Below are 20000 nucleotides of genomic sequence, written 5' to 3'. Positions count from 1 at the left end.
GGGTGCCGCGCCGGGTCGGCCCGGGCGGACGTGGCCGTGGCGGGGGCCGATGTGACCGTGGCGGCAGGGCTGTTCGGGTGGACCAGACGGGCAGTCACGGGCGTAGTGCGGCGGATCCTCGACTGGACCTGACCCAGCGGGCACGATCCCGCTCCCGAAGTACCCGAACGCACCTGTCCGCTCACTCCTTTCATTCCTTTCACTCCTTCCTGAGGACGATGTCGAAGGTCGTCGAGGTCCACGGGCCCGCCGGCTCCCGGCTGTCCGGCGTCGGTGTACCGGCCTCGTGACGGTCGAAGGGACGGATGAGTGACTCCTTCACGCCGAAGACGGAGTCGGCGTCCAGGCAGGGGTCGTCCGCCACGAAGATGTGCGTGATGAGACGCCGGAAGCCGGGTGCCGTCACCATGAAGTGCAGATGCGGTGCGCGCATCGGTGAGCGGCCGGCGTGGTCGAGGAGCCGGCCGACGGGACCGTCGTCCGGGATCGGGTACGGCGTGGGGGTGAGCCCCCAGAACCGGTAGCGGCCCTCGGCGTCGGTGAACAGGTGCGCGCGCCCCGCGAGGATCGCGTCGTCGTACTGGACGTCGTACATGCCGTCGTCGTCGGCCTCCCACACCTCGACGCGGGCGCCGGGGACGGGGTTGCCGTCGGTGTCCGTGACCCGGCCCTCGACCCACGTGGGCTCACCGGTCGCGCCGCCCGCGATGTCCCCGCCGAGCTCGATCCCGGGCGAGTCCTGGACGAAGAACGGGCCGAGGACCGTGGACTCCGTCGACTCGTCGAGGCCTGGTTCGTTCACCGCGACGGTGAGCATGGAGATGCCGAGGACGTCCGAGAGGAGGACGAACTCCTGGCGGGTGTCGGTCGTGATGTGACCGGCCGCGGTGAGGAACTCGATCGCGGCGGTCCATTCGTCGTCGGTGAGCCGCGTCTCGCGCACGAACGCGTGGGCGTGCCGTACGAGGGCCTGCATGACCTCGCGGAACCGTTCGTCCTTCGCGGTGCCGAAGCTCGCGACGACCTTGTCGGTCAGTTCCCGTTCAGTCGTCTCGGTCATCAGGGTCGCTCTTCCGTGTGCAGGGCGGTGAGAGGGACCCTCGCCGGGACCGTCACCGGGGTGTCCCCGCGGCACGCGCGCGCCAGCAGCTCGCGCATCTCGTCGCGGGTCACGCGCCGCGGGTTGGTGTCCGGTACCTGTGCCATGACCAGGTCGCAGGCCCGGTCGAGTTCCTCCTCGGGCAGTCCCAACTCGCCCAGCGAACAGGGGGGTTCGAGGCTCGTGCAGAGAGCGAGCAGCGCGCCGAAGGGATCCGCGGGGGAGTCGAGCGCCGTTCCCAGGTGCCGCGCCGCCTCGGGTGCCGCGGCCAGGTTGAGGCCGACCACGTGCGGCAGGACCACCGAGTGCAGGGCGGCGTGGTCGAGGTCGTACGCGCCGCCGAGGACGTGGCACACCTTGTGGTGCAGTCCGGAGCCGGCCCCCGCGAAGGCGACCGCCCCGAGGTAGGTGCCGAAGAGGATCTCCCGGCGGGCCGCGACGTCCTGGCCGTCGGCGACGATGCGCGGCAGCGCGGACGCCAGCGAGCGGACGCCCTCGACGGCCAGGGCGGAGCTGATCGGGTTGTGCCGGGGGGCCCACCACGCGTCGACGCAGTGGGCGAGCGCGTTGAGCCCCGACGTCACTGACAGGCGGGTCGGCAGCGACAGCATGAGCGTCGCGTCGTAGACGACGATCCGGGGGAGCACCTTCGGGTCGACGCCGGTGCGCTTGTGGCCGTCCTCGGTGAGGCCCCAGACGGGGGTTGCCTCGGAACCGGCGTAGGTCGTGGGGACGGCGAGGATCGGCAGGCCGGTGGTGAGCGCGGCTGCCTTGGCGGTGCCCGTCGTGGAGCCGCCGCCGACGCTCAGCAGCAGGTCGGCCGCGTGTTCACGGGCTGCCGCCCGCACGGCCCCCGCCACCTCGGCCGGCACGTGCGGTCTGACGGCGCCGAACGTCGCCACGACGGGAACGTCCTTGCAGATGTCCTCGGCCAGGGCGCGTTCCCCCTCGGCCGCGATCACCAGGACCCGGCTCGCGCCGAGTCCCGCGACCTCGGCCGCCACGTCCTCCCGTACGGTGCCCGAGCCGAAGACGACCCGCTGGCCCCAGGACTCGTAGGCGACTCGCGTCATGCCGTGACCGCTCGCACCCGGGGTACCGCGCCCGCCGCGAACGCCCCGATCAGTGCCGGTACGGCGAAGGCGTAGAAGGCCCACTCGACGTCGGCGCCCGAGCTGAGGACGAACGCGCCCAGGGTCGGGCCGGCGATCGCGCCGAAGCGGCCGATCGACAGGGCCCAGGCGAGGCCGTTGCCGCGCAGGGCGTCCGGGTAGCGCGTCACGATGAACGCGTTGCCGAGGATCTGCGAGCCGATGAACCCGAACCCGCTGATGAACATGAGCACGAACATGACCGGCGTCGGCGGGCGGGTGCTCATCGCGACCAGGCTCAGCGTGCCGACCAGGAACGCGACGACCACCACACGCTTGGCGCCCAGCGCGTCCGCGACCCGGCCGCCGACGACGGCCCCGACACCGACGCCCAGCCACATGGCGGCCGTCTGCAGCAGCGCCGAGCCGAGGGAGAAGCCCGCGGCCTGCATGATGCTGGGCAGCCAGGTGCTGATGCCGAAGACCAGAAGCAGTCCGCAGAAGGACATCGCCCAGAACAGCACGGTCGAGAGCGCGAGTCCGCCCGTCAGCAGCGAGCCGATACCGAGCCAGCGACCGGGGTCCGCCGTCGGGGAGGCGTCCGACGGGGCGAGACCGAGCCGCTCCTCCACCACCCTCGCCTCGGCCGTCCGGCCCGTACGGCTGAGGTGGAACGGGCTCTCCGGGAGCCGGAGCACCAGCGGTATGGCCAGGAACACCGGGATCACGCCGATCACGTACAGCCAGCGGTACGAGACGTCGGGCAGCAGGGCGGTGCCGAGCAGCGGGGAGAGCAGGGCGCCGAACGCGTAGCCACTCATGATCAGGGTGACGTTGCGGCTGCGGCGGCCCGGTTCGCTGAGGTCGGCGACGTATGCGTTGATCGTCGGCAGGACGACGCCGAGGCCGAGGCCGACGACCAGGCGCCCGGCCCCGAAGGACGGGACGCCGGCGGCGAACGTGCAGACCGCCATGCCGAGCGAGAAGACGGTGGTGCCGACGAGCAGGAGCCGGCGCGGGCCGGTGCGGTGGACGAGGGCCCCGGCGAGGGCCGCGCCGATCAGCATCCCGATGCCGACGAGCGAGCCGATGGTGCCGGCCTCGGCCTTGTCGATGCCGAGCGAGGGGTCGCCCAGGATCGCGGGCACGGTGACGCCGTACACGGCGAGGTCGTAACCCTCCAGTGACGCGACGACCCAGGCCGCTACCAGCATGAACGTGGTCGCGGGCACTCTGCGGACGGTGGGGCGTATGACGGACGGTGCGGTCATGGCCGGATCCCTTCTCCGACGATGGCAGGAGCCTGTACGGGCTGGACTGCCGTGGCAAGTGTGTTCAGGAGCGCCGGGACGTCGGACAGCGAGTCCACGGTGCCGAGGATGTAGAAGTCGGGCCGCCACAGAACGGCGGCGGAGCCGGTCTCGTCGAACCAGCGTCCGTAGACGCCGCCGACATCGGTGATCCCCTCGGTGGTGAGGCGGCGGTCGGTGAGGTGGTGGACGGCCACGCCGAGCCCGGCGGCCGGCTCGATGGCCGAGGCGTCGGGCGAGGCGCCCTCGCGGCCGTCGACGAGGAGGACGAAGCCGCGGCCGAGGACCTCGTCGAAGAGTCCCTCGGTGCCGTGCGATTCCACCCGGCCGTGCGGCATCAGGTGCCCCGCCTGCGGGGACGCGTCGCGCAGTCCTGGGCCGAGGCCGGGGAAGCGCATCTTCTCCGGGCGCCCGTCGGCCTCGCGCTGGGCGATCAGGCGGGCGTCGCGTTCGGCGGCGGCCACCGGGTCGCGCATGGTCTGGACGCGGCCGAGCTCGATGCCCTGGGCGATGATGGCCCGCACATGCGGCTCGCGTTCGCTCTGGTACGTGTCGAGGAGCGCGTCGTCGGCGCCCCGCAGTACGGCGTCGAGCTTGAAGGCGAGGTTCTGGGCGTCGCGGATGCCCGAGCACATGCCCTGCCCGAGGAAGGGCGGCATCTGGTGGGCCGCGTCCCCGGCGAGCAGGATCCGGCCGTCGCGCCAGCGCTCCGCGACGAGCGAGCGGAAGGTGTACGTGGCGACGCGGACGAGGTCGGCCCGCGAGCGGTCGACGTAGTCGGCGACCCGGGCCCACACCCGGTCGGGCTCCCGCTCGACGGGGAAGGAGTCCGTCGAGTCGAGCATGAAGCTGAACCGGTGGTGCCGGGGGCCCAGCGAGATGATCGATATCGGCTGCTTCGGGTCGCACACCTGACGGGCCTTGGGAATGTCCGAGGGACCGGTCAGACGGAAGTCGCAGACCATCCACGGCTCGGAGAACCCGTAGTCCTCCTGCTCGACGCCGAGCCATCCGCGGGTGAAGCTGTTGCCGCCGTCGCAGGCCACGACGTACCGGGCCGAGACCGCCGTGTCGCTTCCCGCGACCTGGATGTCCACGCCCTGGACGCCCACGCCGTGCCGCCTGCTCCGCAGGCCGGTGACCGGGGAGTCCATCCGGATCTCGACGTTCCCGAGGCCGCGGACCAGGCCGTCCAGGGCGTCCTCGAGGTAGGGCTGGTACATCATGTACCACTCCGCCCAGCCCTGGCTCCCGACGGCGGCGAAGTCGTGCTCGATGAGCAGCTCGCCGGCGCCGTTGCGCCACTCGTAGTTCCGTTGGACGTGCAGCGTGGGCAGCAGATCGCCGGAGATACCGAGGCGGTCGAAGGTCCGCATCGTCTCGTCGTCGAAGATGGCGGCGCGCGGAAGGTTGTAGAGGGTCGGGTAGCGCTCCAGGACGACCACGTCGTGGCCCGCCTGCCCGAGCAGCGCCGCGGTGACCATGCCCACGGGCCCGTACCCGATGACGGCGACGTCGTACACGTGCGTGCCCTTCCGCTCAGACACCCGCGAACGCGGGTGTGGTGGCGAGGCCGAGCAGCTTCTCGGCGTTCTGGTGGCCGATCTTGAGCCGGTCGGCGTCGCTGATCGGGGCGTCCCGCAGGAACGTCGTGGCCGTCCCGATGTCCTCGAAGGGGTAGTCGGTGCCGAACAGGATGTGGTCGGCGCCCATCGACAGCAGGGCGGTGAGCAGCGGGGCGGGGGAGCAGACGCCGCTGGTCGTGAGGTAGAGGTTGTGCCGGATGTACTCCGAAGGACGGCCCCGCTTGAGCTCGATGCCGTGGTGCGCGTGGAACTCCCAGCGGGAGTCCATGCGCCACATCACGTACGGCAGCCCCTCTCCCATGTGGCCGAGGAGCAGCTTGGCGCCCGGGAAGTCGTCGAAGACGCCGCCGAAGATCAGGCGCAGGGCGTGGGTGGCGGTGTCGACGCCCCAGCTCCACATCGGTCCGACGAGTTCGGGGTGCCCGGACAGCACGTGCGCGGTGTCGACGCCGTTGGCCGGGTGCAGGTAGAGCGGTACGTCGAGGTGTTCGGCGCGCTCCCAGACGACGCGCAGGGCGGGGTCGTCCAGGTACCTGCCGTGGGTGTGCGCGTTGACGAGGGCGCCGCGCAGGCCGAGCTGCGTGACCGCGCGCTCCAGCTCGTCGGCCGCGGCCCCGGGGTCCTGCAGCGGCAGCGCGGCGAAGCCGGAGAAACGGTCGGGGTGCTCGGCGATGACGCCGGTGAGGAAGTCGTTGACCGTGGTCGCCTGGCGTACGGCGGCGGCCGGGTCCTTCTCCGCCTGGAGGCCGGGGGAGTTGAGCGACAGGACCTGCATGTCCAGGCCGGCCGCGTCCATGGAGTCGAGGCGTTCCTCGGTGAGGTCGAGGAGGCGGCGGGAGGCTTCGGCCCAGGCGGCGGGCTGGGCGATGGACGCGGTCGACGCGCCGTGGCCCACCAGGTCCGGGGTCACGAAGTGCTCTTCGAGGCCGATCAGCTTCATTGCGGAGTTCTCCTCGGGGGGTTCGTGCGCTTTTGCAGTCGATGTCCCGCATGCGGGGGTGCGGCGATGCCCGGCTCGGTGTGAGTGGCCGGAGGGAGAGAGGTGCGCGGGTGTGTGCGCCGAAGGGTGAGCGGCTCCGGGCGGCTGCGAAACGGGCCGCCGATGTGACGGGGGCAGTCGGGGAGATGAGTGCCACCGCTCCCGCAGTTCACCAGAACGTAATGCGTTCCGCAATAGTGAATGTAAGATCTGTTCGTGTGCGGAGGTCGGCGCTCGTCGCGTCGATAGGCTGAGCACCGTCATTCACCTGCGGGAAGAGAGCTGCGTCGTGACCGAGACCGACCCCAGGGAGAACGGGGAGCGGCAGGGCATCCAGTCCGTCGAGATGGCGATGCGGGTCCTGCTGGCGCTGGAGAACGGCGGCGGAGCGCTGAGTCTGTCGGCGATCGCGCAGGCGAGCGGCATGCAGCCCAGCAAGGTGCACCGCTACCTCGTCAGCCTCGGCCGCATAGGGCTGACCTCGCAGGATCCCGCTTCGGGTCTCTATGACTTCGGTGCCGCGATGCGCCGCATGGGCGCCGAGTCGCTGCGTCGCACCAACGAGGTGGCGGTGGCGGGCGGCCACGCGATGCGGCTGCGCGACCGCACGGGCCACTCCGTGAACCTCGCCGTGTGGGGGGACCGCGGCCCGATCGTGGTGAGCTGGGCGTACGGAACGCGCCCGCTGCCCCTGACGGTGCGCGTCGGCGCCACTCTTCCCCTGCTCACGTCGTCCGTGGGCCAGGTCTTCCTGGCCCACCTGCCCGAGAGCCTCACCGACGAGGTGCTGGGCGGAGAACTCCGCGGCAAGGAGGCGGAGTGGACGAGCGAGCGCCTCGCGGCCACCCGCGCACAGGTCCGCGAAGAGGGGCACGTCGTGACGCACAGCGGTGTGATCCCGGGCATCATCTCGGTCGCCGCGCCCGTCTTCGCGGCGAACGACCCGCTGCCGCTCGCCGTCTCCGTCGTCCTGCCCGAGAGCCTCGGCACCCCGGACCACCTCGCCGAGGTGACCCGCGAGCTGCACGACGCCGTGGCCGCGGCGTCGCACGAGCTGGGGTACCTGTCGTAGGGCGCGTCATGCCCTACTCGACGGGGCTGCCCTATTCGACGGGGCGCCGGCCGGTCACCTCGTCGTAGTGCGACTCGGCCGACGGGCCGAGGATCTCGTGGGCCTCCAGGAACATCTCGTGCGCCTCGTGGCCCACCCAGCCCGCGGGCAGGAGCTCGGTCGGCAGGTCCGGATCGCGGAAGGGGAACTTGCGGTAGTCGTAGGTCAGCCGCATGCGCTCGACCAGCGCCTCCTCGGGACCGAGGTGTCCGGACCGGTACGACGGCATACGGCCGCGGTAGGTGCGCAGCAGCTCCCGGTAGTCCTCGTTGAGGGCCGCGAGGTCCCAGCCGCGCGCCGCCATCTCGCGGTCGACGGGCAGTCCGCCGGACTGGCAGCGCAGGGTGTCCAGGCGGATGGCCGGCTCGTCCGCGAACTTCTCCCGGACCTGCTGGAGCCGGTCGTGGGGGGAGACGTAGGTGGACGGGGCCAGCGGGCCGAAGCCCAGCCAGGCCAGCTCCTTGCGGATGCGGTCCCGTACGCCGCGCTCGCTCTCGGGGACCGAGTAGATGACCATGTACCAGTGGCGGTCCCAGTCGGACGGTGCCCGGTCGAAGATGCGTGAGCGGCCTTCGTCGAGGAGCTGGAGGCTGCGCTTGTTGAGCGCGTAGAGGGTCTCCCGGCCCTCGCGCCGGACGTCGAACCAGCCCTCCTTGCGCAGGCGCGCGAGGACCACTCGTACGGTGCTCTCGCCGACGCCGAAGGAGCCCATCAGCGTGCTGAGGGTGCGCAGCCGGGCGGCGCCGCCGCGGTAGCGGACGTAGTCGCCGAACAGGTCGAAGACGATCGATCGAGGCTTCACGGAACCGACTATGTCACACGGACGGCCGTCGTGATGATGAGCGATGAAGCCGATGGAACCCCTGTTTTCACGGGGGAAACCGCCTCGCAGATGTGCGACAAATTATTGACGTCCGTGGATCTGTTGACACAGGACGGGTTCGGGCCTGAGTCTGGGCCTGTACTCGACGTGGAGGCAGGAGCCATGGTTACTCGGATCGCTTGTGTGGGAGGAGGCCCCGGTGGGCTGTTCTTCGCGGCGCTCATCAAGCAGGCCGATCCGTCGGTCGAGGTGACGGTCTTCGAGCGGAACCGCCCGGAGGACACCTTCGGCTTCGGCGTGGTGTTCTCGGACGCCACGCTGGCCGCCATCCACGCGGCGGATCCCGTGCTGCGCACCGCGCTCGCGGAACACGGCCGGCACTGGGACGACATCGAGGTGCGGCTGAAGGGGCAGCGGATCCGGTGCGGCGGCAACGGCATGGCGGCCATCACCCGCAAGGCCCTGCTGGAGCTGCTGCACCGGCGGGCCGAGGAGGTCGGCGTCGAGCTCCGGTTCAGCCACGAGGTTCCCGCGGACCCCGCGCGACTGGCCGACTACGACCTGATCGTGGCCGCCGACGGCGCGAACTCCCGGCTCCGTGACCGGTTCGCCGACGTGCTCGTGCCGGAGGTGGAGGTCGCCACCGCCAAGTTCATCTGGTTCGGCACGGACTACCTCTTCGACGGCCTGACCTTCGTGCACGAGCACGGCCCGCACGGCACCTTCGCCGTGCACGGTTACCCGATCAGCGACAGCGTCAGCACCTTCATCGTCGAGACCGACGAGGAGTCCTGGCGGCGGGCGGGGCTCGACGAGTTCGACACCGCGCAACCGCCCGGCCCGAGCGACGAGAAGACCAAGCACTACCTGGAGAAGCTCTTCGCCGAGCAGATCGACGGGCACGAACTGCTGGTCAACAACTCCCGCTGGGGCAACTTCCGCACCCGGCGCACCCGGCGCTGGCACAGCGGCAACGTCGTCCTGCTCGGCGACGCCGCGCACACCGCGCACTTCTCCGTCGGCTCCGGCACCAAGATGGCCATGGAGGACGCCGTCTCCCTCGCCGACAGCCTCCTCGCCCACCGCGACGACCTCGCGAGCGCCCTGGAGGCGTACGAGGCGGCGCGGCAGCCCGCGGTGGCGAAGATCCAGGGCGCCGCCCGGCCGAGCCTGTCGTGGTGGGAGCACTTCGGGCGCTACCACGACGCGTTCGAACCGACGCGGTTCGCCTTCCACTTCATCTCCCGCAGCATCGGCAAGGAACGGATCGCCCGCCGCGACCCGGAGTTCGTCGAGCAGGTCGTACGGGACTGGCGGGCCGCGCACGACGGGCTCGACCCCTTGGCCACTCCCTTCCGGGAGTTCGGCGGACGGCGCCTGACCTCCGAGGAGCTCGCGGCGCTGCGCACCCAAGGGTGCCTGTGGCTCACCGCACCGGAGGGGGAGGACCAACTGCCGGAGATCTACGAAGAGTTGGCCGACGCCCTCGGTGGTGACACGCCCCCGGACCTGGTCGCCGTACAGGGCGGAAACCCGTTCACCCGGTCACTGCTCGCCGAACAGGCCCGCCTCGTGCACGGCGTGCCCGCACTGATCGTGGAGGACGCGATGGACGACGACCGCGCCGAGACGCTGCTGCTGTCCGGGCGCGCCGACCTGGTGGCGGGGGAGCAGGCATGAGCACCGACCTGACGCCGATGTTCGCGCCCGAGGGCGTGGTCGTGATCGGCGCGTCACGGCAGAGCGGCAAGCTGGGCGCCGCCATGGCCCGCTCGCTGGCGACCTTCCCCGGCGCCCGCGCCCTGGTCAACGCGCGCCGTCCGGAACCCGACGAGGGCGTGTACGCCTCGGTCGCCGAAGCCGTCACGCACACCCGCGGACGACTGGACCTGGCCGTGCTCTGCGTACCCGCGGCCGGCTGCGCCCAGGCACTGGCCGAGGCGGCAGCCGCGGGCTGCCGTGCGGCGCTGGTCTGCGCGGGCGGTTTCGGCGAGGCGGGCCCGGAGGGCGAGCAGTACGCGCAGGCACTGCGGCGTATCGCCCAGGAGACGGGGATCCGCCTGCTCGGCCCCAACACCTCCGGCTTCTTCGCCCCTCACCTGGGCCTGACGGCCAGCTTCGTGCCCGCGGCCGGGCAGATCCCGGCCGGGGACATCGCGGTCGTCGCGGCCAGCGGCGGCGTCAACCACGCGCTCTCCTTCGACCTGGTCGCCGCCGGGAACGGCATCAGCCTCGGCGTCGGCATCGGGGCGGGCCTCGACGTCACCGCCCCGGACGTCCTGGCCCACCTCGCGGGGGACGACCGTACGACAGCCGTCGCCCTGCACCTGGAGACGGTTCCGGACGGGCCACGGCTGGTCGAGGCCGTACGCCGGGCCGCTGCCGTCAAGCCGGTCGTGGCACTGGTCGTCGGCCGCAGCGACGTCGGTGACTTCGCCCGGTCGCACACCGGCGCGCTCGCCACCTCCTGGCGCACGACACGCGCCGCGCTGCGGCAGGCCGGGGCGGTGGTCGTCGATGACGAACGCGAGATGGTGGACGCGCTCACCGCGCTGTCCCGCGTCCAGGTGCGTCCGCTAGATGATCCGGGGCTCGCCATCGTGACCGCCCAGGCCGGACCGGGACTGCTGCTCGCGGACCGGGCGGGCGTCGACGGCATCCGGATGCCGGAGCTGGCGGACGACACACAGCAGACCCTCTCCGGGCTGCTGCCCCCGCTCACCTACCAGCGCAACCCGGTCGACACCGGCCGGCCCGCCGAGACCTTCGCCCGGGTCCTCGACGCCACGGCCGCCGATCCGGCGGTGGACCTGCTCGCCGTCTACGCCCTGACCGAGCCCGACAGCGTCGACCTCGCCTCGGCCGCGCAGGACGCCGGCCTCGGCGCCCGGTCCCCGGCCGTGGTCGTCGTCGGCGGCCTGCCCGAGGACGTCGCCGAGCAGCGGGCGAGGCTGCACAAGGCGGGAATTCCGGCGCTGACCGGACCGGCGTCGGCCGCCAACGCCGTACGGGCACTGGTGACGCATGCCCGGCAGCGGGCCGTGCCCGCCGACGCGCCCGTGCGGGAGACGACCGCAGCCGTGCCGTCCGGTCCGCTGGACGAGGACGCCGCCAAGACGTTCCTCGCCGCCCTCGGGATCCGCACCCCCGACCGCGTCGCCTGCGACACCCGCGCCGACGCCCACGACGCCCTGCGCCTGCTGGGCGGGTCCGTCGCGGTCAAGGTGCTCGACGCCGCGATCCTCCACAAGACGGAGACCGGCGGAGTCCACCTGGGCGTCCGCACCCCCGACGAACTCGACGCGGCCGTGGACGCCATCGGCCCCGACCACCGCTACCTGGTCGAGGCGATGGCCCCGGCCGGCGTCGACCTCGTGCTCGGCGTACGACGGGACCCCGTGTTCGGGCCGGTCGTCCTCGCCGGGCTGGGCGGCACGGCCGCCGAGGCCCTCGCCGACGTCGCGATCCGGCTCGCCCCGCTCTCCGCGGCCGAGGCCGCCCGGATGCCCGACGACCTGGCCGCGCGCGCCCTGCTCGACGGCTGGCGCGGCGGGCCGGTGCTCGACCGGGCCGAGTTCGGGCGGGTCGTGTCGGCGCTCGCCGCCGCCCTGGCCGCGAGTCCGGACACCGCCGAGATCGAGATCAACCCCCTGCGGCTCACCGCCGACGGGCTGATCGCCCTGGACGCCGTGATCGTGCACACGGCCGACCGCACCTGAGGAGAACGATCATGCCAAGGCCGAGCAGCAACGGTGCTGTCCCCTGGCCCGCGGAATACGCCGAGCGCTACACCGCGAAGGGGTACTGGGAAGGTCACGCCCTCGGCGACCGGCTCCACGCCGCCGCCGACGCCACCCCCGACGCGGTCGCGCTCGTCGATGGTGGCCGAAGGCTGACGTACCGTCACTTCGCCGAGCGGGCGGACGCCGTGGCCCTGCGCCTGGCCGCGCTCGGGCTCCGCCCGGACGACCGGCTCGTGGTGCAACTCCCCAACACCGCCGAGTTCGTGATCCTGACCTACGCCTGTCTGCGCCTCGGCGTCATCCCGGTGATGGCGCTGCCCGGGCACCGCAGACACGAGATCGGCCACCTGGTCGAGCACAGCGAGGCCGTGGCCATCGCGGTGCCGGACCTCCTCAAGGACCACGACCACCAGGCGATGGCCTTCGAGGTCGCCGACGCCTCTCCCACCCTTCAGCACGTCCTCGTACTCGGCGACAAGATCGGCGACGACGCCGTGGACCTGCGGGAGTTGTGCGCCGCGCCCGGCACCCCTGAGGACCGGGCAGCCGTGGACGCGTACCGGCCGGACAGCCGCTCGATCGCCGTGTTCCTGCTCTCCGGCGGCACCACCGGGCTGCCCAAGCTCATCGCCCGCACGCACGACGACTACGTCTACAACGCCCGCCGCAGCGCCGAGGTCTGTGAATTCGGCGCTGACACGGTCTACTTCGCCGCGCTGCCCCTCGGTCACAACTTCCCGCTCGCCTGCCCGGGCCTGCTGGGCGTCCTGCTGAACGGCGGCCGGGTGGTGCTCGGTTCCCCCAACCCGGAGAAGGCGTTCCCGCTGATCGAGCGGGAGAGCGTCACCGCTTCGGCCCTGGTCCCGGCCATCGCCCAGCGCTGGCTCGACCACCACCGCGAACACCCCGGAACCGACCTGGGCTCGCTGCGTCTCCTCCAGGTCGGCGGCTCCCGGCTCGCCGACCATGTCGCCCGCCGGGTGCGCCCCGAACTCGGCTGCACGCTCCAGCAGGTGTTCGGCATGGCCGAGGGTCTGCTCAACTACACGCGCCCGGACGACCCGGAAGACGTCATCTGTACGACACAGGGGCGCCCCATGTGCGAGGACGACGAGCTCCTCGTCGTCGACGAAGTGGGCGACCCGGTCCCCGACGGGGCCCCTGGCGTGCTGCTCACCCGCGGCCCGTACACCCCGCGCGGCTACTACCGCGCCGAGGAGCAGAACGCCCGCGGCTTCACCGAGGACGGCTGGTACCGCACCGGCGACATCGTGCGACTGCTGCCCGACGGCAACCTCGTCGTCGAGGGCCGCGACAAGGACATGATCATCCGGGGCGGGGAGAACATCTCCGCGGAGGAGATCGAGAACTTCGCCTACCAGGCACCCGGCGTCGCCCGCGCCGCCGCCGTGGCGATGCCCGACGACCGGCTCGGCGAGCGCGTCTGCCTCTACGTCGTACCCGAACCGGGCCACACGGTGACCCTCGACGACATCCACCACGTCATGGAGGGCGCGGGCATCGCCCGCTTCAAGTTCCCGGACCGGCTGGTGGCGGTCCCCGAACTCGCCGCCACCAAGGTCGGAAAGATCGACAAGAAAGCGCTGCGCGCCGACATCACGCGCCGGCTCGACGCCGAAGGAACCCCCGATGACCACTGACACCGACGGCAGGGCGCCCGTCATAGCCCCGGAGGAGACGGACCCCGAACTCCGCAAGCTGTACGACGGTTTCGCGGAGGCCGGACTCATCCCGCTGTGGACCGAGATCGGCAACCTCATGCCGATGACCCCGCAGCCCGAAGCCGTCCCGCACGTCTGGCAGTGGGACACCCTGCTGCCGCTCGCCCGCCGCTCCGGAGACCTGGTGCCGGTCGGACGCGGCGGTGAGCGCCGCGCCATCGCCCTCGCCAACCCCGGCCTGCCCGGACGGCCGTACGCGACTCCCAACCTGTGGGCGGCGGTTCAGTACCTCGGCCCGCGCGAGGTCGCCCCCGCGCACCGGCACTCGCAGGGCGCCTTCCGGTTCATCCTGGAGGGCGAGGGCGTGTGGACGGTCGTCAACGGCGACGCCGTCGAGATGCGCCCCGGCGACCTGCTCCTCACCCCCTCGATGCACTGGCACGGCCACCACCACGTCGGCGACGCGCCGATGGTCTGGCTGGACGGCCTCGACATCCCGCTCGTGCACCGCCTGGACGCCGGGTTCTTCGAGTTCGGCGAGGACGGCGTGTCGGACCGCTCGACCCCGACCCGGTCACGCAACGAACGCCTGTGGGGCCACCCGGGCCTGCGCCCGATCGGTGCGCCGGACAGCCCCGACTCACCTCTGATGGCCTACCGCTGGGCCGACACCGACGACGCCCTCAGCGCCCAGCTGGAGCTGGCGGACGAAGGACACCCGGGCGTCATCGAGCCCGGTCACGCCGGCATCCGCTTCACCAACCCCGCCACCGGCCGCGACGCCCTGGCCAGCCTGCGCACGGAGATGCATCGCCTGCGCCCGCGCACGGTCACCGCCACCCGCCGCACGGTGGGCTCGTCGGTCTGGCAGGTGTTCCGCGGCAGCGGCACCGTCACCCTCGACGACCGGGTGACCGAGGTGAGTGAGGGCGACCTGATCGCCGTCCCCTCCTGGTGCGCCCTGACCATCGCCGCGCACACGCGGCTCGACCTGTTCACCTTCAACGACGCGCCCCTCTACGAGGCGCTGAACCTCGCCCGCACCGAAACGACCGGGAGCACGTCCGCATGAAGCTCGCCACCATCCGCACCGCCGCCGGCACGGCGGCCGTCCGTCTCGACGGCGCCCGGGCCGTGGAGACCGGAGCCCCCGACGTCGCCGCCCTGCTGCGCCGCCCCGACTGGCGTACGGCCGCTGCCGCCGCCGACGGCCCGGCGCACGAGGTGGCCGCCCTCGACCTCGCCCCGGTCGTCACCACCCCGTCCAAGATCTTCTGCGTGGGTCACAACTACCGCACCCACATCGCGGAGATGGGCCGCGAGATGCCGTCGCACCCCGCCCTCTTCGGCAAGTTCGCCAACGTCCTGCTCGGGGCCCGCGACGACATCGTCCACCCCGGCGAGACGGAAGAGCTGGACTGGGAGGCCGAACTCGGCTTCGTCATCGGCTCCCGGCTGCGCCGCCGGGCCGGCAAGGAGGAGGCGGCGGCCGCGATCGCCGGCTACACCGTCGTCAACGACATCTCCATGCGGGACTGGCAGTGGCGTACCCCGCAGTGGCTGCAGGGCAAGGCGTGGGAGGCCAGCACCCCGGCCGGTCCCTGGCTGGTGACCGGCGACGAGATCGACGACGCGGCCGACCTGGAGATCCGCCTCGACGTGGACGGCGAGGTCATGCAGCGCTCGCGTACGTCCGACCTGCTCTTCACCCCGGCGGACATCGCCGCGTACCTCAGCACGTTCACGACGCTGGAGCCGGGAGACCTCGTTCTCACCGGTACGCCGGGCGGGGTCGGCGCGGCCCGTGACCCGAAGGTGTTCCTGAAGCCGGGGCAGGTCGTACGGACGGTCATCGAGGGCGTCGGGGAGTGCGTCAACACCATCGTCGAGGACAAGCAGTGAAGGTCCTGGACTGGGTCGCGGACGGGCAGCGCCGACTGCAGGAAGCCGTCGACGCGCTGCCCGCCGACGCGGTGACCGAACCGTCCGCCCTGCCCGGCTGGACCCGCGGCCACCTCCTCACCCACCTCGCCCGCAACGCCGACGCCCTGGTCAACCTGCTGACCTGGGCCCGGACGGGCACCCCGACCCCGATGTACACCTCACCGGACCAGCGCGCGACGGACATCGACGCGGGCGCCGGACGCCCGCTCGCCGAACAGCGGGCGGACGTACGGGAATCCGCCGCCCGGTTCGCCGCGGCGGCCGAGGCGCTGACGGACGACGCCTGGTCGGCCACGGTCACCAGCGCCCAGGGCCGTGAGATCCCGGCGTCCGAAGTGCCGTGGCTACGGGCCCGCGAGGTGTGGATCCACCTGGTCGACCTGCGGGTGGGCGTCGGTATGGACGTGCTGCCGCCGGACCTCGCCTGGGCCCTCGTACGGGACGTCGCCGGATGGATGTCGGCCCGCGTCGGGCCGGAGAGCGGGGCCGGGCTGACGGCGGACGGCCACGGCACCGTCGTACTCGGTACGCCCTCCCCGAGCGGCCCCACGGTCACCGGGCCGCCGCACGCCCTCGCCGCCTGGCTCACCGGCCGGGGCGGCACCGAAGAACTGCGCGGCGAGCTGCCGAAGCTCCCGCGCTGGCTGTGACCGAGTGATGGTCAGGGATTTTCAGTGATTGTCAGTGATTGTCAACGATCAAAGGAGATCGGCATGAGCGAGACCTTCGTCCTGGTGACGGGTGCCTGCCACGGAGGATGGGCCTGGCGCCCCGTCGCGAACGAGCTGCGTGCCGCCGGGCACGAGGTGCACACCCCCACGCTGGCCGGACTGGGCGAGGGCGACGACCCGCGCGACGTGACCCTGACCGACTGTGTGAACAGCCTCGTGGAGTACGTCGAACGCGCCGGCCTGACGGACATCACGCTGGTCGGTCACAGCTGGGGCGGCTACGTGCTGGTGGGCGCGGCGCCCCGGCTGGCCTCCCGGCTGCGTCGGCTGGTCTTCTGGAGCGCGTTCGTGCCGAACGACGGCGAGTCGCTGATCGACGCGTGCCCGCCGCACTACGGCGAGATGTTCCGCGCGGTGGCGGCCGCTTCCGGCAACAACGCGGTCACCTTCCCGTTCGAGGTGTTCCAGCAGGCGTTCATGCAGGACGCCGACGACGAGACACAGCGGATCGTCCACTCCCTTCTCGTGCCACAGCCGCTCGGTACTTTCACGGAGAAGCCGGACACGAGCGCGTTCTACGCGCTGGACATCCCGACCGCGTACGTCCTGTCCGAGGAGGACCTCTCCCTCCCCGGCGAGTGGCACTGGGCCGAGCGCTTCCCCCAGCGCCTGAAGAACCCGCTGATGATCGAGACCCCCGGCAGCCACGAGGCCCTCTTCACCCGCCCCGCAGAACTGGCCGACGCGTTCGTCCGTGCCTGCGCGGCATAACGGTGGAAGCCCAGAGCCTGACGAGCGCGACAAGGCCGCATGGCTCAACGCAAGTGGGCGGCTCCCGCAGGTCACCCCAGCCACACAGCCAGCGTCACCTCGGCCCCCGTCCCCGTCAGGTCCGTCGTGACCGTCAGGCGATCCGTGACCAGGTGGGCGAGCCAGAGGCCGCGGCCGGGGCAGCTGTCGGTGAGGCCGGGGAGGAGTTCGGGGATGGTGGGGGTGAAGCCGGGGCCGTTGTCGGTGATGCGGCACTCCAGTTCGTGGGGGAGGCGGCGGAGTTCGAGGCGGCCTTGGCCGCCGGCGTGTTCGACGGCGTTGGCGGCGATCTCGCTGACCGCGAGGGTGAACTCGCCGAGACGTACCCCGCCGAGGCCCGCAGCTGCGGCCGTGTCCTCCACCTGGGCGCGTACCTGAGGGAGGTTCTCCCCCGTGAAGTGGCGTTTCAGCAGGAGGGTTTCGGGGGCGGGGCCGGGTTCCTCGCCGCCCGCGCCGCCGATCGTTCCGGCTCCGCCGTCCGTTTCCCCGCCCGTCATCACGGCCGCCTCCTCTCGATGGGTGTCGATGGATACGGGCACGGGGCGCTGGGCGTCAAAGGTGAACTGCCGCACCCTGCCCACGCTAGCCGTGCTCGCCGGATGAGTACCCAGGAGATCGAGAGGACATCGTGCCTGGTCGGAACCGTATGAATTCGATCGGATCGCGATTGCTTTCGCCCGACATCGGCTGATCGGTTTGCGTCCACCGATCGGTGGGACGAGGAGAGGCTCGCCGCCTTCCGCGCACCACGGCACCGACCCCCTCCCGCACGGTCCGGGAGGGAGCCGGTGTCCCGGGGGCGACTACGTCAGCTCGACTCCACCCCCACCGTCAGCGACCCCGCGTACCCGGCCGACGGCGAGCTGCCGAGCGCCGTCAGGGTGAGGAGGCCGGAGGCGGCGCCTCCCTCGTCGTAGATGGAGTCCTGGGCGAGGGTGGTGCGGGGGACCGTGTTGGCGGAGTACGGGGAGAGGGCCGCGACGCGCGTGGTGATGGTCTCGGCGAAGAAGAGCTGGCCGGTGTGGAGTTCCTGGCCGCCCGTGAACGAGCCGTCGGAGGTGAGCGTGACGTCCGTGTGCACCTTGAGGTGGATGTGGATGCACCGGCCCCGGTACCAGCCGGGGTAGACCGTCGTGATCTTCGCGACGCCGCTGGAGTTCGACAGTACGGCGCCGCGCAGGAACGTGCCGTTGTCGGGCTCGTCGTGACCGTTGTTGCCGACGAAGCCGGAGTACTCGCCGAGCGCGTCGCAGTGCCAGATCTCGACCAGGGCGTTGCTGATCGGGACGCAGGTGTCGTCGTCGACGACGGTGAGGGTGAGCTGGAGCGGGAAGCCGGTCTTGTCCTCGCGGATGTCGGCGCGGACGAGTTGTCCGTCGAGGTAGTAGGGGCCTTCGGTCATCTCCTTCGTGAGGGTGCAGACGGCCGCGGCGGCCACGGGAGCGGTGTTCCCCGTGTCGGCCGTTGCGGCTGTGGGGGCTTCAGACGTGGCGGCGGCGCCCACGGCCAGGGTGGCGGCCGTGGCGCCGGTGGCGATCAGTACGGTGCGGCGCCCGATCGAAGTCGCCTCTGTCGCCGCGGTTGCCTTTGTTGCCTCTGAGGGCACTGAAGTGTCTGTCATGAACACGGCACCCTAGAAACGGAAACTATCGGTCAGCTGTCAGTTAGGCAAAGTGAACAACCGTCAAGTCTCTTGTGAGACAGGTGAGTTGATGGAATGTTGAATTACCTGGTCGGCGACGCCCTTGGGGGCTATTTCGCCTCCCGCGCGATCGACTCCAGTACCTCCTGCGGGTTCCCCTCCGGAGTCACCGCCTTCCCGATCCGCTTGCGGATCGCGGCGGCCACCTCGGACCAGTTGGTCTCGGCGACGGGGTACAGGCGGAGGTTCTGGAGGGTGTCGAGGCCCTTCCACAGGGACCGGTGGCCCTTGTCGGCGCGCATCGCGTCGGCGGCGGACGTGGTGACGGGGAGCAGTTCGTACTGGGCGGCCTGCTCGGTCACGTACTTGTCGGCGTAGAGGAAGTCGAGGAACTGGCCGATGGCGGTGCGGTGTTCGTCGTTCCTGAAGGCGACGACCCAGTCCGCGGTGCCCATCGTAGGTGTCTCCTTGCCGTCGCGGCTCGGCAGCGGCACGGTGCCGTAGGGCACGGAGTCGGAGGAGTCCTCGATCTGGCGGATCAGCGACAGCGGGCCGTTGACCATGGCCGCGTCACCGGTGAGGAAGGCGTCGACGGCTTCGCTCCGGTTCAGCTCGCCGGGTGCGACCGGGCCGGTGAGACCCTCGCCGATCAGCTTCTCCTTCAGCCAGGTCAGCGTCGCCACGTTGGCGGGGGAGGCCATGTCGTATCTGTTCGTGGAGTCGGTGTAGCCGCCGTCGCCGGCCAGCAGCCACATCAGCGTCTCGGCCTCCGCCTCCTCCGGGCCGAGCGGCACGGCGATCGGGTACTTCACCCCCTGCGCCTTCAACGCCCGTGCGTCGGCGAGGAGTTCGTCCCAGGTCTTCGGCGGCTCCAGGCCGGCCCGCTCGAACAGGTCCTTGTTGTAGTAGAGCAGCCGCGTGCTCGCGGTGAACGGCAGGCCGTACTGCGCCCGGTCCATCTCCCCGGCGTTCGCGAGACTCTGGACGAACGAGGCCTGGACCGGGACCGACAGCACTTCGTCCGCGCTGTAGAGGAGGTCCTGCGCGGCGTACTCGGAGTAGCTGTCCGTCTGGACGATGTCGGGTGCCTCGCCCCGCTCGACCAGTTCGGCGACCTTCTCGTCGACCTCGTCCGGGTCGTAGACCTCGACGTCCACGTCGATGCCCGGGTGCTCGGCGCCGAACGCCAGGGTGACCCGGTCCCAGTAGCCCTCGGAGTTCTTGTGGACACTGTCGCCGTAGTTGGTCGCGACGACCGTCAGGGAGACCCCTCCCGACTCCGCGTCCGTGCCTCCGCCGCAGCCGGACAGCCCGGCCGCGAGGCCCAGCGCGGCCGTGGCCGCCACGATCGTCCGGGCCTTGCGGCTCGTCCGGGCCTTGCCGCTCGTCCGGACCTTGTGACTCGTCCGGGGCTTGTGACGCACGGTCCACCCACTTCCGGCTTCCAGTCGAACCTGAGACGCATGCGTGCGGCAGTACGGCAGCTCAGCGGTACGGCGGTACGGCGTA

At 71.6% G+C, this 20000-nt stretch carries 17 protein-coding genes; 8 read left to right on the top strand and 9 right to left on the bottom strand.

What is annotated here, in order from left to right; translation table 11 throughout:
• Positions 1–199 precede the first annotated feature (199 nt).
• Genes OG272_RS14675 through OG272_RS14655 form a run of 5 tightly spaced genes read right to left on the bottom strand, consistent with a single transcriptional unit; the run spans position 200 to position 6026 of the window.
• A complete protein-coding gene (locus OG272_RS14675) occupies positions 200–1060 on the bottom strand; it encodes a dioxygenase (RefSeq protein WP_326583064.1) in 861 nt (286 codons plus the stop codon).
• Positions 1060–2172, bottom strand: a complete 1113-nt coding sequence (locus OG272_RS14670) for a maleylacetate reductase (protein ID WP_405893570.1) — start codon at positions 2170–2172, stop codon at positions 1060–1062. Before OG272_RS14670 ends, OG272_RS14675 begins: the two co-directional genes overlap by 1 nt.
• On the bottom strand, positions 2169–3461 hold the full coding sequence (locus tag OG272_RS14665) for an MFS transporter (protein ID WP_327729907.1): 1293 nt from the start codon (positions 3459–3461) through the stop codon (positions 2169–2171). Before OG272_RS14665 ends, OG272_RS14670 begins: the two co-directional genes overlap by 4 nt.
• Positions 3458–5047: a bifunctional 3-(3-hydroxy-phenyl)propionate/3-hydroxycinnamic acid hydroxylase gene (locus OG272_RS14660; protein WP_327729908.1), complete on the bottom strand. Its 1590-nt coding sequence runs from the start codon at positions 5045–5047 to the stop codon at positions 3458–3460. Before OG272_RS14660 ends, OG272_RS14665 begins: the two co-directional genes overlap by 4 nt.
• Entirely contained in the window at positions 5040–6026 is a 987-nt protein-coding gene (locus OG272_RS14655) for an amidohydrolase family protein (RefSeq protein WP_405893568.1), read from the bottom strand. The genes OG272_RS14660 and OG272_RS14655 overlap by 8 nt, the downstream gene beginning before the upstream one ends.
• Positions 6027–6354: 328 nt before the next feature.
• On the opposite strand from OG272_RS14655, the gene OG272_RS14650 reads away from it, so the two are divergent.
• Positions 6355–7137, top strand: coding sequence for an IclR family transcriptional regulator (locus tag OG272_RS14650; protein WP_326583069.1), 783 nt, complete (start codon positions 6355–6357; stop codon positions 7135–7137).
• Positions 7138–7168: 31 nt separating this feature from the next.
• On the opposite strand, the gene OG272_RS14645 is transcribed toward OG272_RS14650, so the two are convergent.
• On the bottom strand, positions 7169–7978 hold the full coding sequence (locus OG272_RS14645; protein WP_327729910.1) for a PaaX family transcriptional regulator C-terminal domain-containing protein: 810 nt from the start codon (positions 7976–7978) through the stop codon (positions 7169–7171).
• A gap of 183 nt (positions 7979–8161) precedes the next feature.
• Here OG272_RS14645 and OG272_RS14640 point away from each other — a divergent pair, with 183 nt between their 5' ends.
• From OG272_RS14640 to OG272_RS14610, 7 genes are all read left to right on the top strand, one after another.
• On the top strand, positions 8162–9679 hold the full coding sequence (locus OG272_RS14640) for an FAD-dependent monooxygenase (protein ID WP_405893566.1): 1518 nt from the start codon (positions 8162–8164) through the stop codon (positions 9677–9679).
• Positions 9676–11718 carry an acetate--CoA ligase family protein gene (locus tag OG272_RS14635; RefSeq protein WP_326583072.1) on the top strand — a complete coding sequence of 681 codons (2043 nt, stop codon included), beginning with the start codon at positions 9676–9678 and terminating at the stop codon, positions 11716–11718. The genes OG272_RS14640 and OG272_RS14635 overlap by 4 nt, the downstream gene beginning before the upstream one ends.
• Before the next feature lie 11 nt (positions 11719–11729).
• The gene (locus OG272_RS14630) at positions 11730–13403 is read left to right on the top strand and encodes a (2,3-dihydroxybenzoyl)adenylate synthase (RefSeq protein ID WP_405893563.1); all 1674 of its coding nucleotides are present in this window, start codon (positions 11730–11732) and stop codon (positions 13401–13403) included.
• On the top strand, positions 13393–14496 hold the full coding sequence (locus OG272_RS14625) for a cupin domain-containing protein (protein ID WP_328222938.1): 1104 nt from the start codon (positions 13393–13395) through the stop codon (positions 14494–14496). The genes OG272_RS14630 and OG272_RS14625 overlap by 11 nt, the downstream gene beginning before the upstream one ends.
• On the top strand, positions 14493–15326 hold the full coding sequence (locus tag OG272_RS14620; protein WP_405893561.1) for a fumarylacetoacetate hydrolase family protein: 834 nt from the start codon (positions 14493–14495) through the stop codon (positions 15324–15326). Before OG272_RS14625 ends, OG272_RS14620 begins: the two co-directional genes overlap by 4 nt.
• Entirely contained in the window at positions 15323–16018 is a 696-nt protein-coding gene (locus tag OG272_RS14615; protein WP_326583076.1) for a maleylpyruvate isomerase family mycothiol-dependent enzyme, read from the top strand. The genes OG272_RS14620 and OG272_RS14615 overlap by 4 nt, the downstream gene beginning before the upstream one ends.
• Positions 16019–16081: 63 nt before the next feature.
• Positions 16082–16810 carry an alpha/beta fold hydrolase gene (locus OG272_RS14610; RefSeq protein WP_326583077.1) on the top strand — a complete coding sequence of 243 codons (729 nt, stop codon included), beginning with the start codon at positions 16082–16084 and terminating at the stop codon, positions 16808–16810.
• Between the two features lie 71 nt (positions 16811–16881).
• Here the strand turns inward: OG272_RS14610 and OG272_RS14605 are convergent, their stop codons facing one another.
• From OG272_RS14605 to OG272_RS14595, 3 genes are all read right to left on the bottom strand, one after another.
• Positions 16882–17346, bottom strand: a complete 465-nt coding sequence (locus OG272_RS14605; RefSeq protein ID WP_327729915.1) for an ATP-binding protein — start codon at positions 17344–17346, stop codon at positions 16882–16884.
• 311 nt (positions 17347–17657) lie between these two features.
• Complete coding sequence (locus tag OG272_RS14600) at positions 17658–18470, bottom strand: intradiol ring-cleavage dioxygenase (protein WP_405893558.1); 813 nt, start codon at positions 18468–18470, stop codon at positions 17658–17660.
• 131 nt (positions 18471–18601) lie between these two features.
• Positions 18602–19837 (bottom strand): extracellular solute-binding protein, encoded by a 1236-nt coding sequence (locus OG272_RS14595; protein WP_328508203.1) that lies wholly within the window; start codon positions 19835–19837, stop codon positions 18602–18604.
• Positions 19838–20000 lie beyond the last annotated feature (163 nt).

Origin of the sequence: Streptomyces sp. NBC_00104 (assembly GCF_045160825.1) — a bacterium.
In the GTDB taxonomy this organism is placed as follows: Bacteria; Actinomycetota; Actinomycetes; order Streptomycetales; family Streptomycetaceae; genus Streptomyces.
This window is presented reverse-complemented; position numbering and strand designations above follow the sequence as displayed.